The 14,528-nt window shown below is 65.5% G+C and carries 12 protein-coding genes; 3 read left to right on the top strand and 9 right to left on the bottom strand.

Annotated features, from left to right (window positions below; all coding sequences use genetic code 11):
• The first annotated feature begins 68 nt into the window (after window positions 1–68).
• Complete coding sequence (locus G5S35_RS06800; protein WP_074984548.1) at window positions 69–272, top strand: DUF1289 domain-containing protein; 204 nt, start codon at window positions 69–71, stop codon at window positions 270–272.
• Window positions 273–364: 92 nt separating this feature from the next.
• On the opposite strand, the gene G5S35_RS06795 is transcribed toward G5S35_RS06800, so the two are convergent.
• From G5S35_RS06795 to G5S35_RS06780, 4 genes are all read right to left on the bottom strand, one after another.
• The gene (locus G5S35_RS06795) at window positions 365–1,555 is read right to left on the bottom strand and encodes an NAD(P)H-dependent flavin oxidoreductase (RefSeq protein ID WP_183038762.1); all 1,191 of its coding nucleotides are present in this window, start codon (window positions 1,553–1,555) and stop codon (window positions 365–367) included.
• Window positions 1,556–1,726: 171 nt separating this feature from the next.
• Entirely contained in the window at window positions 1,727–3,160 is a 1,434-nt protein-coding gene (locus G5S35_RS06790; RefSeq protein ID WP_183038761.1) for an aldehyde dehydrogenase family protein, read from the bottom strand.
• Window positions 3,161–3,415: 255 nt separating this feature from the next.
• Window positions 3,416–5,008, bottom strand: coding sequence for an ABC-F family ATPase (locus tag G5S35_RS06785; protein ID WP_110329145.1), 1,593 nt, complete (start codon window positions 5,006–5,008; stop codon window positions 3,416–3,418).
• A 213-nt stretch (window positions 5,009–5,221) separates the two neighbouring features.
• Entirely contained in the window at window positions 5,222–6,121 is a 900-nt protein-coding gene (locus G5S35_RS06780; protein ID WP_065060353.1) for an NAD(P)-dependent oxidoreductase, read from the bottom strand.
• A 217-nt stretch (window positions 6,122–6,338) separates the two neighbouring features.
• Between G5S35_RS06780 and G5S35_RS06775 the strand changes: the two genes are divergently transcribed.
• Window positions 6,339–6,548 carry a dodecin gene (locus tag G5S35_RS06775; protein WP_065060124.1) on the top strand — a complete coding sequence of 70 codons (210 nt, stop codon included), beginning with the start codon at window positions 6,339–6,341 and terminating at the stop codon, window positions 6,546–6,548.
• 162 nt (window positions 6,549–6,710) lie between these two features.
• Here the strand turns inward: G5S35_RS06775 and G5S35_RS06770 are convergent, their stop codons facing one another.
• From G5S35_RS06770 to G5S35_RS06755, 4 genes are all read right to left on the bottom strand, one after another.
• Window positions 6,711–7,796 (bottom strand): BMP family ABC transporter substrate-binding protein, encoded by a 1,086-nt coding sequence (locus tag G5S35_RS06770; protein WP_065060125.1) that lies wholly within the window; start codon window positions 7,794–7,796, stop codon window positions 6,711–6,713.
• Between the two features lie 60 nt (window positions 7,797–7,856).
• Window positions 7,857–8,786 carry an ABC transporter permease gene (locus G5S35_RS06765; protein ID WP_065060126.1) on the bottom strand — a complete coding sequence of 310 codons (930 nt, stop codon included), beginning with the start codon at window positions 8,784–8,786 and terminating at the stop codon, window positions 7,857–7,859.
• Between the two features lie 96 nt (window positions 8,787–8,882).
• Window positions 8,883–9,989 carry an ABC transporter permease gene (locus G5S35_RS06760; protein ID WP_065060127.1) on the bottom strand — a complete coding sequence of 369 codons (1,107 nt, stop codon included), beginning with the start codon at window positions 9,987–9,989 and terminating at the stop codon, window positions 8,883–8,885.
• Between the two features lie 66 nt (window positions 9,990–10,055).
• Window positions 10,056–11,678, bottom strand: coding sequence for an ABC transporter ATP-binding protein (locus tag G5S35_RS06755; RefSeq protein ID WP_074984543.1), 1,623 nt, complete (start codon window positions 11,676–11,678; stop codon window positions 10,056–10,058).
• 365 nt (window positions 11,679–12,043) lie between these two features.
• Between G5S35_RS06755 and G5S35_RS06750 the strand changes: the two genes are divergently transcribed.
• The gene (locus tag G5S35_RS06750) at window positions 12,044–12,976 is read left to right on the top strand and encodes a LysR substrate-binding domain-containing protein (RefSeq protein WP_065060128.1); all 933 of its coding nucleotides are present in this window, start codon (window positions 12,044–12,046) and stop codon (window positions 12,974–12,976) included.
• A 63-nt stretch (window positions 12,977–13,039) separates the two neighbouring features.
• On the opposite strand, the gene G5S35_RS06745 is transcribed toward G5S35_RS06750, so the two are convergent.
• The gene (locus tag G5S35_RS06745; RefSeq protein ID WP_110329143.1) at window positions 13,040–14,449 is read right to left on the bottom strand and encodes an 8-oxoguanine deaminase; all 1,410 of its coding nucleotides are present in this window, start codon (window positions 14,447–14,449) and stop codon (window positions 13,040–13,042) included.
• Window positions 14,450–14,528 lie beyond the last annotated feature (79 nt).

Below are 14,528 nucleotides of genomic sequence, written 5' to 3'. Positions count from 1 at the left end.
TAACATAGCGGGGTTTCTGGTCCCGACCGGCACGTGACCGCGCCGGTCATCCCGCCCCAAGATATTTCATGGCATCCAATCTTCACGACCTCCCCGACAGCCCGTGCATCGGCGTGTGCTCGACGCTCTTCGACGACATCTGCAAAGGCTGCGGCCGCACCGCGATGGAAGTCTCCAACTGGGTGTTCCTCAGCGACGAGGAAAAGCGCGCCGTCTGGACGCGCATCGAGCGCGAAGGCACGGCCATGCGCTTCCAGAAGAAGAACGCCTGACGCCGCACACATGAAAAACGCCGGACGAACCGGCGTTTTTTTCCTGCCCGAGCGGCGCGCCGGGCGTCAATTCCCGACGCTCAACTGCACCCTCAACTCAGCGCAAAAGCGGCCCGTTTGGCGACCGCCGGCCGCAACACCCCCGTCAAAAGCAGCTCCAGCAGATCGCGCACGCTGCGGATCGCGTTGCCGAACGGCAACGACTCGCGCCCCCGGAAAAACAGCCCGTTCGACACGTCGCCACGCAAAGCCGCCGCGAGACGCGTGTCGATGCAGAAGTGGCCGAATTTTTCGATACCGTCGCGCAGCCCGCACATCGACAGGCAGTCGAGCCCGGTCGGGCAGGCCAGCTTGATCGAGCCGATTTTCGCGCGGATACGCGATTCGTTGCGCAGGTAACGGTCGAGCCACGGCGTCTTCACGGCCCGCGCAGGCAGACCCGTCACGCTGACGAATTCGACGATGTCTTCGGGCGTGGCGTCGGCCAGCACTCGCTTGAAGTTCGGATGCGCGTCGCCTTCCTCGGTGACAGCGAACGGCGTGCCGACCTGCACGCCGTTGGCGCCCGCCTCCAGCCACTTGCGCACGGCTTCGTGGCTGTTGATGCCGCCCGCGACGATCAGCGGCACGTCGCGGCGCGTGATGCCGAGCGAGGCGTAGACCTCGTCGAGATCGGCGAAGATGCGGTCGAACGCGAAACGCTCGTTGTCCATGTCGGCGATGTCGGTCACACCGAGATGGCCGCCCGCATGCGCCGGGTGTTCGAGCACGATGGCGTCGGGCAGACGCCCCTTCTTCGCCCACTTCTTGAGCACCAGTGCGACCCCGCGCGCGTCCGACAGGATAGGCACGAGCGCGATATCGACGCCGGCGGTCATATCGGGCAGATCGAGCGGCAGACCGGCACCCATGACGATGGCGTCGGCGCCTTCCTCGCAGGCCGTGCGCACATAGTCGGCGTGGGCGCTCACGGCCTTCATGACGTTCACGGCGATCATGCCGTTGCCGCTGGCGAGCTGGCGCGCAGCGGCGATCTCGCGGCCGAGCGCGATCAGGTTCGCGCGTGCGAGCGTTTCGTGCGAGTGATCTTCGCGGCATTCATCGGCGAGGTCGGCGTGATGATGGCGCAGGTCGATGCTCGCGATGGTGCCGAGCGCGCCTTCGCGCGCGACACTGCCCGCGAGCCGGTGAGCCGAAATGCCGACGCCCATGCCGCCTTGCACGACCGGCAGCAGTTGACGCCCGCGGATGACGAGCGGCGAGAACGAATGAGTAGGAAACATGGTGACCCGCTTTGCGTTGTCGATGACAAAACGATAATGGTCGCGCGCCGCCCACAGATCACATTGCGATTAATCAATGAAAAATGCGGGGTCTTATGAAGAACCCCGCATGGATGATTCGCATCAACACGTCACGCCGAAACATTTGCAAGGCGCAAAAGCGCCTACAGATCAGGCTTTCGGCACTTTGAACTGCATCGATTTGTATTCCAGGTACTCCTCCAGACCGTAGACGCCGTTCTCGCGACCGTGGCCCGACTGCTTGTAGCCGCCGAACGGCGCGGCCATGTTCCACGCGCCGCCGTTGATGTCGATCTGACCTGTGCGGATACGTCGCGCCACGCGCATCGCGCGCTCGTCGCTGCCCGCCCAGACCGCGCCGCCGAGACCGTAGAGCGAGTCGTTGGCGATAGCGACGGCGTCGTCTTCGTCCTTCGCCGTGAGGATCGCCAACACCGGGCCGAAAATTTCCTCCTGCGCGATGGCGGCGTCGCGCGGCACGCGGCCGAACACGGTCGGCTTCACGAAGAAACCCTGCGTCACGCCTTCAGGCAGGCCCGCGCCGCCGGTCACGAGTTCGGCGCCATCCGCGATGCCGCGTTCGATGTAGTGCTGCACGCGCTCCTGCTGCACCTTCGAGGCGAGCGGGCCGAGCTTCGCCTTCTCGTCGCGCGGATCGCCGACCGTGTAGGCTTCGACCGCCTCTTTCGCGAGCGCGCGCGCTTCTTCGTAGCGCGATTCCGGCACGATCATGCGCGTGTGCGCCGAGCAGGTCTGCCCCGAGTTCAGAAAGCACGCGCCGACGGTGCCTTTGACGGCCGCCGCGAAATCGGCGTCGTCGAGCAGGACCGAGGCCGACTTGCCGCCGAGTTCGAGCGCCACGCGCTTGACCGTCGCCGAGGCCACTTCCGAGACACGCTTGCCCGCGCGCGTGGAACCCGTGAACGACACCATGTCGACCTGCGGATGGCGCGCAAGCAGTTCGCCGACAACCGGGCCGTAGCCCGTGACGAGATTGAACACGCCGGCCGGCAGGCCCGCCGCATGAATGGCCTCGGCGAGCACGAACGCATTGAGCGGCGCGATTTCGGACGGCTTGAGCACGACGGTGCAGCCTGCGGCGAGCGCGGCGGCGACCTTGAGCGTGATCTGGTTGAGCGGATAGTTCCAGGGCGTGATCGCCGCGACCACACCGACCGGCTCGCGCACGACCAGCGAATTGCCGACGCGCTCCTCGTACGGGAACTCGCTTGCGAGCTTCGCGTAGGCGCCCCAGTTGTAGACCGGACCGCCGACCTGGATCGCGCGCGCGAGCTTGAGCGGCATGCCGACTTCGCCGGCGATCAGTTGCGCGAGTTCGTCGGTGCGGGCCTTGAGGTTCTCGGCGATCTTTTGCAGATAGGCGCCGCGCTCGGCGGAGGGTGTCGCGGACCAGGCGTCGAATGCGGCGCGCGCGGCGGCGACGGCCGCTTCGGCATCGGCTTCGACGCCTTCGGGAATGCGGCCCATCACGGCCTCCGTGCCCGAGTCGAAGACGTCGATCGTGCCTTTGCCATGCGGCGCGACCCATTGGCCGTTGATGTAGAGCTGGGCGTAATTGTTCATGCGGTGTGCTCCTGTCTCCGTGTCTGTTGGTGTTCTTGCCGCATGCCTGTTTGACGCACGCCGGACGTGTTTCGGGGCGGCGCGGGCGTCGAGGCCCACGCAACGGCAACACTGCATTCTAGCGTGGTTGACGGTTACGTAAAGTGGCGGCGACGCCCTGCGCTACGCGGAATGGACCACCAAAACAAAACGGGCGACGCTTTACGCGTCGCCCGTTTTCATTTCATGCCGCTATCAGCAATCAGCAAACTGCGCTCAATGCAGACCCTGGCTCGCCAGGAAGTCCTCATAGTTGCCGCTGTAGTCGTTGATCGTGCCGTTGGTCTTCACTTCGATGATGCGATTCGCCAGGCCGTTCACGAATTCACGGTCATGCGACACGAAGATCAGCGTGCCTTCGAACTTTTCGAGCGCGATTTGCAGCGACTCGATCGATTCCATGTCCATGTGGTTGGTCGGCTCGTCCATCAGCAGCACGTTGTGGCGGCCCAGCATCAGCTTGCCCCAGATCATGCGGCCCTTCTCGCCACCCGACAGCACCTTGACCGACTTCTTGATGTCATCGGCGTTGAACAGCAGACGGCCCAGCGTGCCGCGCACCGACTGCTCGTCGTCGCCTTCCTGGCGGTACTGGTCGATCCAGTCCATCAGCGTGACGTCGGCCGGGAATTCTTCGTACGTGTCCTGCGGCATGTAGCCGATGTTCGCGTTTTCGGCCCACTTCACCGACCCGTTGTCGACCGCCACGTTGCCCAGCAGCGAGCGCAGCAGCGTGGTCTTGCCCGCGCCGTTTTCCCCGATGATCGCGATGCGCTCGCCCGGCTGCACGCTGATGTTGAATTTGTTGAAGATGCGGCGTTCGTAGGTCTTCGTGATCTCGTCCGCGACCACGACGATGTTGTGCAGCTTCTTCTCGAACTCGAAGCGGATGAACGGGTTCTGACGCGACGAGGGCTTGAATTCCTCGATCTTGATCTTGTCGATCATCTTCAGACGGCTGGTGGCCTGACGCGCCTTCGACTTGTTCGCCGAGAAGCGGCGCACGAAGTCCTGCAGGTCGGCGACGCGTTCCTTCGCCTTCGCGTTCGCATTGGCCTGACGCTCGCGCGCCTGCGCCGACGCCAGCATGTAGTCGTCGTAGTTGCCCGGATAGACCTTCAACGTGCCGTAATCCATGTCCGCCATGTGCGTGCAGACCTGGTTCAGGAAGTGTCGATCGTGGGAAATGATGATCATGGTCGAGTTGTACTCGTTCAGAACATCTTCCAGCCAGCGGATCGAATTGATGTCGAGGTTGTTGGTCGGTTCGTCGAGCAGCAGCACGTCCGGCTTCGAGAACAGCGCCTGGGCGAGCAGCACGCGCAGCTTCCAGCCCGGCGCCACGGCGCTCATCGGGCCCTGATGGAATTCCGTGTCGATGCCGATGCCCAGCAGCAGCTCGCCCGCGCGCGCTTCGGCCGTGTAGCCGTCGTACTCGGCGAACTTGGTCTCGAGGTCGGCGGCCTTCATGTAGTCGTCGTCGGTCGCTTCGGGGTTCGCGTAGATCGCGTCGCGCTCGGTCATCGCGGCCCACATTTCGGTGTGGCCCATCATGACGACGTCGAGCACGCGCACGTCTTCATACGCGAACTGATCCTGGCGCAGCTTGCCGAGGCGCACGTTCGGCTCGAGGATGACGTTGCCCGAGCTTTGCTCGAGGTCGGCACCGAGGATCTTCATGAACGTGGACTTGCCGCAACCGTTCGCGCCGATCAGGCCATAGCGGTTGCCTTCGCCGAATTTGACCGAGATGTTCTCGAACAAGGGCTTCGGCCCGAATTGCATGGTGATGTTGGCGGTAGAGAGCACAGCGCGTCCCGAAAGTAGATCGACGAAAAACCTGTAATTTTAGCAGGTTATGCCAGTTCGCGCGCGGCTGCCACCTGTCCGGCGACAGGACCGCGCCTCGGCAAATTACGGGAAATTCGTGGCAGATTCATGCTGCGGAGCGTGGCACGGCCGGAATTCGTCCGCGCATCCGGCCCCCAGCGCACCGGGTTCAGCGCCGATTCAGCGCCGGATTCAGCCCTGACGCGGCGTCTGCAGAATGTCGACGAAACCGGAGAAGTCGGCCTGCGCGAGCCCCATCGCTTCCGCCAGACGCAGCAATTGCTGCACCGTGCCCGCGACCGGCATCGGCGTGCCGGTTTCGCGCGCGGCGTCGGCGACCGTATCGACGTCCTTCTGAAACGTTTTCAGGGCGCCGATCGGCGCGAGCCCGTCCTGTGTCATGCGCGGCACGAAGGTGCGCAGCAGCGTGGAGTCGGCCCAGCCGCCCGCGAGCGCATCGGGCAGCCTGGCGGCGTCGATGCCGCTGCGGCGCGCGAGGCTCACCGCTTCGGCGATCGCCGCGACCGTGGCGGTCACGATGGCCTGATTGCAGAGTTTGGTCGTCTGCCCCGCGCCCGGTCCGCCCATGTGCGTGACCCGCGCCGCGTAGGCGGCCAGCACCGGCTCGACCGTCGCCACGTCCTGCGCCGCGCCGCCCGCCATCACCGCGAGCGTGCCCGCCTGCGCGCCGCCCACGCCGCCCGACACCGGCGCATCCACCCAGCCGACGCCCAGCGCCGCTGCGCGTTCGGCCAGTTCGCGCGTGAGGCCCGGCGGAATGCTCGAATGATCGACGATCAGGCGCACGCGGCGCGCGTCGTCGGGCGTGGCCAGCAGGCCGTCGTCGCCGAAGACGGTCTGCTCGACCGCCGCGCCGTCCGCGACGCAGAGCAGCACCACCTCGGCCCGGCGCGCGAGTTCACGCGGCGTGGCGACCACGCGCGCGCCGTCGGCGACGAGCGCTTCGGCCTTCGCGGCAGTGCGGTTCCACACGCTCACCGCGTGCCCCGCGCGCAGCAGATGGCGGATCATCGGCGCGCCCATCAATCCCGGGCCGCAAAATCCCAGTTCGGTTTTGTCCTGCTCCTGCATGTGCTTCGTCTCCTGCGTGGCGTGGCTCGTCGTGATGTGCGGTACGGCGTTGCTTGACGTCGCTCCGGCTTCGGCACCGGGCATGCGCAATGCACGCGGATTCCGCGAGGCGCCATCATAACCGGCGGCCTGGCCGCCTCAGCGCGCATCCGCACCCAACCGTATCTATACTCGATTGGCGCATCCCCGAACAACCGTGCCCAACGGAGACACTGTCATGAGCGACCATGTCTACAAGCAGATCGAACTCACCGGATCGTCCCAGGTGTCCAGCGACGACGCCATCCGCTGCGCCATCACGCGCGCGTCGAAAACGTTGCGTCATCTGCACTGGTTCGAGGTCGTGGAAACGCGCGGCCTGATCGAAAACGACCAGATTTCGCACTGGCAGGTGACGATCAAGGTGGGCATGCGCATCGACGACTAGCCGCGCGCGGCCGGTCACGCAGCCAAAGACAAAACGGCAGCGCGAAGCCCTCGGGCCTCGCGCTGCCGTTTCACGTCCTGAGCGCGAAATAATCTGAGGAAACGCGCCGCACTTATTTCGCCGCTCATTTCCCCGCCGCTCATTTCCCCACTTGTGTCGCCATCACTTCGGCAGCGAGCCGTCCACGCCCTCGACGTACCAGTTCAGGCGTTGCAGTTCCGGGTCGGTGAGCGTCTTGCCCGCCGCGACCTTGACCGCGCCCGTCTGATCCTTGATCGGGCCCGTGAACACATCCCACTTGCCGCTGGCGATCGCTTCGCGCTTCGCGGCGACGGCCTTCTGCGCGTCGGCGGACAGATCGGCCGTATTCACGTCGCCGAGATCGACGGCCTTTTGCGGAATGCCCCACCAGACCGGATCGTTCTTCCACTTGCCGTCGAGCACCTGCTGGATCGCGGCGACGTAGTACACGCCCCAGTTCGCCTCGACCGAGCCGAGATGCGCGTGCGGGCCGAACTTCTTCATGTTCGAATCCCAGCCGAACGCGTGCACGTGCTTTTCTTCGGCGGTCGCGAGCGTGGCGCTCGAATCGGTGTTTTGCAGCAGCACGTCGGCGCCCTGCCCGATCAGCGTTTCGGCGGCCTGCTTTTCCTTGCCCGGATCGAACCAGCTGTTGATCCAGATAACCTTGGTGTGGACCTTCGGATTTACCGAACGCGCGCCCAGCGTGTACGCGTTGATGTTGCGGACCACTTCGGGAATCGGCACCGAGGCCACGAAGCCGAGCGTGTTGGTCTTCGTCGCATAACCGGCGGCCACGCCCGCGAGATACGCGCCCTGATACATGCGCACATCATAGGTGCCGAAGTTCGGCGCTTTCTTGTAGCCGGTCGCGTGCAGGAACACGGTGTCCGGGAAGTCCTTCGCCACTTTCAGTTCGAAGTCCTGATAACCGAAGCTCGAACCGAAGATGATCTTGTTGCCCTTGCTCGCGAGATCGCGGAACACGCGCTCCGAGTCCGCCGATTCCGGCACGTTCTCCACGCGCGTGATCTTGATCTTGTTGCCGAACTTCTGTTCGGCGGCCTTCGAGCCCTGATCGTGCGCGTAGGTCCAGCCGGCATCGCCGGGATTGCCGAGGTAGACGAACGCGACGCCCGGCGCATCGGCGGCCTGCGCGGCCGGGACGAGCGCCGCCGTGCCGCACGTGGCGGCGACGGCGAAAGCGGTCAGGAGGGTTTTTTTCATTGTGTGGATCTCCGGTCGTGAATTGAGAAACTGCGAGCGCTTCTGTTGTTGTCGAATGTTTCAAGCCGCGCCAAAGAACGACTTGCCAAGCGAGGCCGGCGCGTTGAGGCGAATGGTGTTCGGATTGCGCGAGATGAGCACCAGCACGACGATGGTCGCCACGTACGGCAGCATGGCGAGGAACTGCGTCGGCACCGGCACGCCCACGGCCTGCGCGTAGAACTGCGCGCCCGTGACCGCGCCGAACAGCAGCGCGCCGATCAGCAGACGCCCCGGCCGCCACGTCGCGAACACCACGAGCGCGAGCGCGATCCAGCCGCGACCCGCCGTGATCTGCTCCTGCCACAGATGCAGTTGCACGACCGAGTAATACGCGCCCGCGAGCCCCGCCATCGCGCCGCCGAACGCGGTCGCGCCGTAACGCACGCCGATCACCGGAAAGCCCACCGAGTGCGCGACCTGCGGCGACTCGCCGACCGAGCGCAGCACGAGACCCGCACGCGTGCGGTAGAGGAACCAGCCGACCACCGCGAACATGGCGAACGCGAGGTAATCGACGGGCGTGAGATTGAAGAACGCCGGGCCGACGACCGGCAGATGCGACAGCCCGGGAATCGGCCACGCGGCTATCGTCGCCGAGGTGGCGGCCGAGGTGTACGGCTTGCCGACGTAGGCGGAAAGACCGACGCCGAAGATCGTCAGCGACAGTCCCGTGGCGACCTGGTTGGCCTGCATAGTGAGGACGAGGAAGCCGAACAGCAGCGACATCGCCACACCGGCGGCCATGCCCGCCACGAGCCCGAGCCACGGGTTGCCGCTGATCGTCGTGACCGCGTAGCCGGTGACGGCGCCCATCAGCATCATGCCTTCGACGCCGAGGTTGAGCACGCCCGACTTCTCCGTGACGAGTTCGCCCACGCCCGCGAACATCAGCGGAATGGCGGCGGTGACGGCGCTCGACGCGAGCGAGCTGGCTTGCTGGATATCCATGTCGTGTGACCTGTTTCGGATGCGTTGGTGTGGCGAGTGCGCGAGTTACGAGTTGCTAGTTGCTAGTTGCGACGAAAGGCGACGCGGATGGCGGTGTCAGCCTGCCGTCGCCACGGTATGGCGGCGACGGATGCGGTAGTTCACGAACAGGTCCGCGCCGAGCAGGCAGAACAGCAGCAAGCCCTGGAACACGCCCGAAAGCGCCTGCGGCAGTTGCAGCGAGGTCTGCACCGCTTCGCCGCCGAGATACAGCAGCGCCATCAGCAGACTGGCGAGCACGATGCCGACCGGATGCAGCCGCCCCACGAACACGACGATGATCGCCGTGAAGCCGTAACCCGGCGACCACGTCGCCTGCAACTGGCCGATCGGACCGGCGATCTCGCCCATGCCCGCGAGACCAGCGAGGCCGCCCGAGAGCAGGAGCGAAGTCCAGATGGTCTTCTTCTCGGAGAAACCGGCGTAGCGCGCGGCGAGCGGCGCAAGACCGCCCACGCTCATCCGATAGCCCGCGAAGCTGCGGCGCATGAACAGCCAGACGAGCGGAATGGCCGCGAGCGTCAGGAAGATCGACGCGTTCAGACGCGTGCCGCGCAGCCAGTGAATGCGCCAGTCGCCGCCGAAGGTCGGATAGAGCGCGTCGCCGCTGAACATTTCGGAGAGCGGAAAATTCATGCCGTTCGGATCGCGCCACGGACCGCTCACGAGCCAGATCAGCAATTGCGTCGCGACGTAGGTGAGCATCAGGCTCGTGAGGATTTCGTTGGTGTTGAAACGGCTCTTGAGCCACGCGGGAATCGCCGCCCAGGCCATGCCGCCGAGCACGCCGGCGAGCATCATCAGGAACAGGATCCACCAGCCCGTCGACTGGTCGAAATAGATCGCCACGCCGCTGGCGGCGATGCCGCCGAGCACCATCTGCCCTTCGGCGCCGATGTTCCAGACGTTGGCGCGATAGCCCGCCGCGAGACCCAGCGCGATCAGGCACAGCGGCGAGGCCTTGAGCAGCAGTTCGCTCCAGCCGTTGACGCTGGACAGCGGCTCGATGAAGAACGCGTGCATCGCCTGCAAGGGATCGCGTCCGACGAGGCCGAAGATCAGAAAGCCGATCGCGAGCGTGAGAAGCGCGGCGATCAGCGGCACGGCAATGCGCACCGTGCGGGACGGCGTCGTGCGGGCTTCGAGTCGGTAGGGAAAAATCATGGCGGTGGAATCGGAAACGTTGCGTCGTTGTCGGTATGCGCGGCGTGTTAGGTCGTGTCGCGCCGCTCACGCGTGCGCCGTCGGCGCGGCCGGTTCGGCGGGCGGCTCGCCACCGTTCTGCGGGCCCGTCTGCGGCCCGTTCTGTTCCGCGCGTTCGCCGAACAGTCCCGCCATCCAGCGGCCGATTTCTTCGGCGTTCGTCTCGCCGGTGAGGCGCGCGGGCGACAGACGTCCGCCCGCAAGCACGGCGATGCGATCGCAGATATCGAACAGTTCCTCGAGTTCTTCGGAGATCACGAGAATCGCCACGCCGCGCGCCGAGAGATCGAGCAACTGCTGCCGGATGAACGCCGCCGCGCCGACGTCGACGCCCCACGTGGGCTGCGCGACCACCAGCACCTTCGGCGCCTGCAAAATCTCGCGCCCGACGATGAACTTTTGCAGATTGCCGCCCGAGAGGCTTTGCGCGAGCGCGTCGGGACCGCCGCAGCGCACGTCGAATGCGCCGATGCAGCGTTCGGCGAACGCGCGCATCGCGCCGGTCTTGAGCCAGCCCGAGCGCACCATGCCTTCGCGATGCGCCGTCAGCAGCGCGTTCTCCGCGAGCGACATCGCCGGCACCGCGCCGCGTCCGAGCCGCTCTTCGGGCACGAAGGCGAAGCCGAGCTTGCGGCGCGCGCCCGCCGACATGCGTGCGGCCGGCTTGCCGCAGATCGTCACCGCGTCGGCGCGCATGCCGTGGCGCGTGGTCTGCGCTTCGCCCGAGAGCGCGGCGAGCAACTCGGCCTGCCCGTTGCCGGACACGCCCGCGATCCCCAGAATCTCGCCGCTATGCACGCCGAACGACACGTCCTTGAGCGAGGTACCGAACGGATCGTCGCTCGGCATGGAAAGCTGCTTCACGTCGAGCAGCACGTCGCCGGGCGTGTGCGCACGACGCGTGTAATCGGGCAATTCGCGGCCCACCATCAGGCGCGCGAGCGAAGCATGCGTTTCCTCGCGCGGATTCACGTTGCCCGTGACCTTGCCGCCGCGCAGCACGGTGGCCGTATCGCAGAGTTCCTGAATCTCGTCGAGCTTGTGGCTGATGTAGAGAATGCTGCAGCCTTCCGACGCCAACCGTCGCAGCGTGCCGAACAGCTTGCGCACCGCTTGCGGCGTGAGCACCGAAGTGGGCTCGTCCATGATCAGCAGACGCGGGTTCTGCAACAGGCAGCGCACGATTTCCACGCGCTGGCGCTCGCCCACCGTGAGGCTGTGCACGTGGCGCTGCGGATCGACGTCGAGTCCGTATTGCGCCGACACTTCGCGGATGCGTTTTGCGAGCGCCTTCAGATCGAACGTTTCGTCGAGCGAGAGCGCGATGTTTTCGCCCACCGTCAACGTTTCGAACAGCGAAAAATGCTGGAACACCATGCCGATGCCGAGCTTGCGCGCCGCCGCCGGACTCGCGATCTCGACGCGCTCGCCTTCCCAGCGAATCTCGCCTGCGTCCGGGCGCACCGCGCCGTAGACGATTTTCATCAGCGTGCTCTTGCCCGCGCCGTTTTCGCCGAGCAAGGCGTGGATTTCGCCGGGCGCGACGGTCAGCGTGACATCGTCGTTGGCGCGCACCGCCGGATATTGCTTCGTGATGCCAAAAAGCGCGAGTCGCGGCGTGCTGGCTTGACGGGAAGAAGAGTCGCCCATGGAGGTTGTGCCGTAGTTCGTTGTCGTGCGCCTGCATTGCGGCCGAGGTGCGGCCGGAGTGCGGCTGAATCGCGGAAATCGATTGCCTGTTCGGAGGCGCCAGCCGGTTCGTTCCGCGCCGCGCGAAGCGCCGCTGCGCGGGTGACGATACCTGTTAGCCCTGCCAACGTCGAGACATCAAAAATGTTCGTCGTCCAGACCTCACAGGCGTATACCGGTTATTTGGCCGACGTGCGCCAACGTGGGCCGGGCTTTCACACGGCGTCGGTATAAGCCGCCCTTGACGGCCCTTTTTGTCCATATTAAAAAACATATACCCACGAAGCCTTTCGATCAGCCAAAACATATAATTCGGAGAGTAGTTCATGAGTCAGCAACGCGAGGCGATCGACACGTACCTCTTGCGCGTCTTGCACACCCTCTTGATGGAGCGCAGCGTCACGCGCGCGGCCGTCAAGCTCAATCAGTCCCAACCCGCAATCAGTGCCGCGCTGCGCCGTCTGCGCGACATCACGGGCGATCCGCTGCTCGTGCGCGGCAAGTCGGGCATGGTGCCGACCGAATACGGTCTGCGCCTGCTCGAACCGGTGCAGAACGCGCTGCGCGAAATCGAACGCATCCGTTTCCAGCAGCATAATTTCGATCCGGCTACGTCCATTCGCTGCTACCGCATCGGTTGCCCCGACTATCTGAACGTGCTGTTCGTGCCCACCGTCGTCGAGCGTTTCCGCCAGGCCGCGCCCAACGCCACGCTCGAATTCCATTCGCTCGGTCCCGCGTTCGATTACGAACTCGCGCTCGAAGAAGGCAAGCTCGATATCGTCATCGGCAACTGGCCCGAGCCGCCCGAGCAACTGCACCTCTCGAATCTGTTCGTCGACCAGATCGTCTGCCTGATGAGCAACACGCATCCGTTCGCCAAGCGCGGCGGGCTCACGCTCGATCAGTACCTGAACGCACCGCATCTCGCGCCCACGCCCTATTCCGTGGGCCAGCGCGGCGCCATCGACGTGCATCTCGCGCGCGAGCGTCTCAAGCGTCACGTCGTCGTCACGCTGCCGTACTTCAATCTCGCGCCTTACGTGCTGATCAAGTCGGATCTCGTGTTCACGACCACGCGTCTGTTCGCCGACCACTACGCGCGCTTCCTGCCGCTCACGGTCGTGCCCGCGCCGCTCGATTTCCCGCCGATGCAGTACTACCAGTTGTGGCACGAGCGTTGTCATTATTCGGACGAAGTGCGCTGGTTGCGCGGCCTCGTCGCCGAAGCGACGAAGACGCTGATCGACAAGCCTTAAACGATGTCCAGGCGAAGCGGCGTTCGGCGCCGCTTCGCGCTTGCTCAACTCATCACCGAAGCATTAACGCGCCGCCTGCACGAGCCGCGCCGCGAGCGCGTTGTGGCGCTCGATCACCGGACCCAGTTCGACGGTCTGTAACACCCCTTCCTTCACCACCACGCGTCCGCCAATCACGCTCAACGCGACCTGCGACGGCGCGCAGAACACCAGCGCCGCGACCGGATCGTGCAACGCGCCCGCAAATGACGGCTGACGCAGATCGAACGCGACGAAATCCGCCGCCATGCCGGGTGCCAGCGCGCCGATGTCGTCGCGCCCCAGCACTTTCGCGCCGCCCAGCGTGGCGATTTCCAATGCCTCGCGCGCGGTCATCGCATCGGGGCCGAAACCGACGCGCGCGAGCAGCATCGCCTGACGCGCCTCGGCCACCATCTGCGCGCCGTCGTTCGACGCCGAGCCGTCGACGCCGAGCCCGACCGGCACGCCCGCGAGCCGCATCTTCTTGACCGGCGCGATGCCCGATGCGAGCCGCATGTTCGAGCACGGACAATGCGCGACGCCGGTGCCCGTGCGCCCGAACAGGCCGATGCCGTGATCGTCGAGCTGCACGCAGTGCGCATGCCAGACGTCGGGGCCAATCCAGCCCAGATCCTCCGCGTATTGCGCCGGCGTCATGCCGAATTTTTCGCGGCTATAGGCGATGTCGTTGACGTTCTCCGCGAGGTGCGTGTGCATCGAGACGCCGTAGTGCCGCGCCAGCGTCGCCGACTCGCGCATCAGGTCGCGGCTCACCGAGAACGGCGAACACGGCGCGACCACCACGCGCAGCATCGCGTAGCGGCCCTCGTCGTGATACGTCTCGATGAGGCGCTGCGTGTCGGCGAGAATCGCGTCCTCGCGCTCGACCACCGAATCGGGCGGCAAACCGCCGTCTTTCTGCCCGACGCTCATGCTGCCGCGGCTCGCATGAAAGCGCATGCCGATCTGCTGCGCCGCGCGGATGCTGTCGTCGAGACGGCTGCCGTTCGGATAGATGTACAGATGGTCGCTCGACGTCGTGCAGCCCGACAGCAGCAACTCGGCCATCGCCGTGAGCGTCGACACCTCGATCATCTCGGGCGTGAGATTCGCCCACACCTTGTAGAGATTCGTGAGCCAGCCAAACAGTTCGGCGTTCTGCGCGGCGGGCAGCGCGCGCGTGAGGCTCTGGTACATGTGGTGATGCGTGTTGACGAGGCCCGGCGTGATGAGATGGCCGGTGGCGTCGATCACGTCGTCGGCGTCGGACGGCAATTCCGCCGTCGGTCCGACCGCGACGATGCGGTTGTCCTCGACATAAAGGCCGCCGCCGCGAATCTCGCGGCGCGCGCCGTCCATCGTCACCAGCATGTCGGCGTTCTTCACCAGCAGGGTCTTGCCCTTGCCGGGTTCGCGCGCCATGCCGTTCGTCGTGCGGTTCGTGGGTTCCATCGTGTCTGTTCGCTCCGTTGTCGTGCCGCGGCGGCCCTGCTGTGCCGCGGCGTTCGGGCCCTGGCCCTGGGTGTTGACA

The sequence above is a fragment of the Paraburkholderia tropica genome (assembly GCF_014171495.1).
In the GTDB taxonomy this organism is placed as follows: Bacteria; Pseudomonadota; Gammaproteobacteria; order Burkholderiales; family Burkholderiaceae; genus Paraburkholderia; species Paraburkholderia tropica.
Note: the sequence above shows the minus strand (reverse complement) of the source record. Positions and strands in the feature narration are given on the sequence as shown.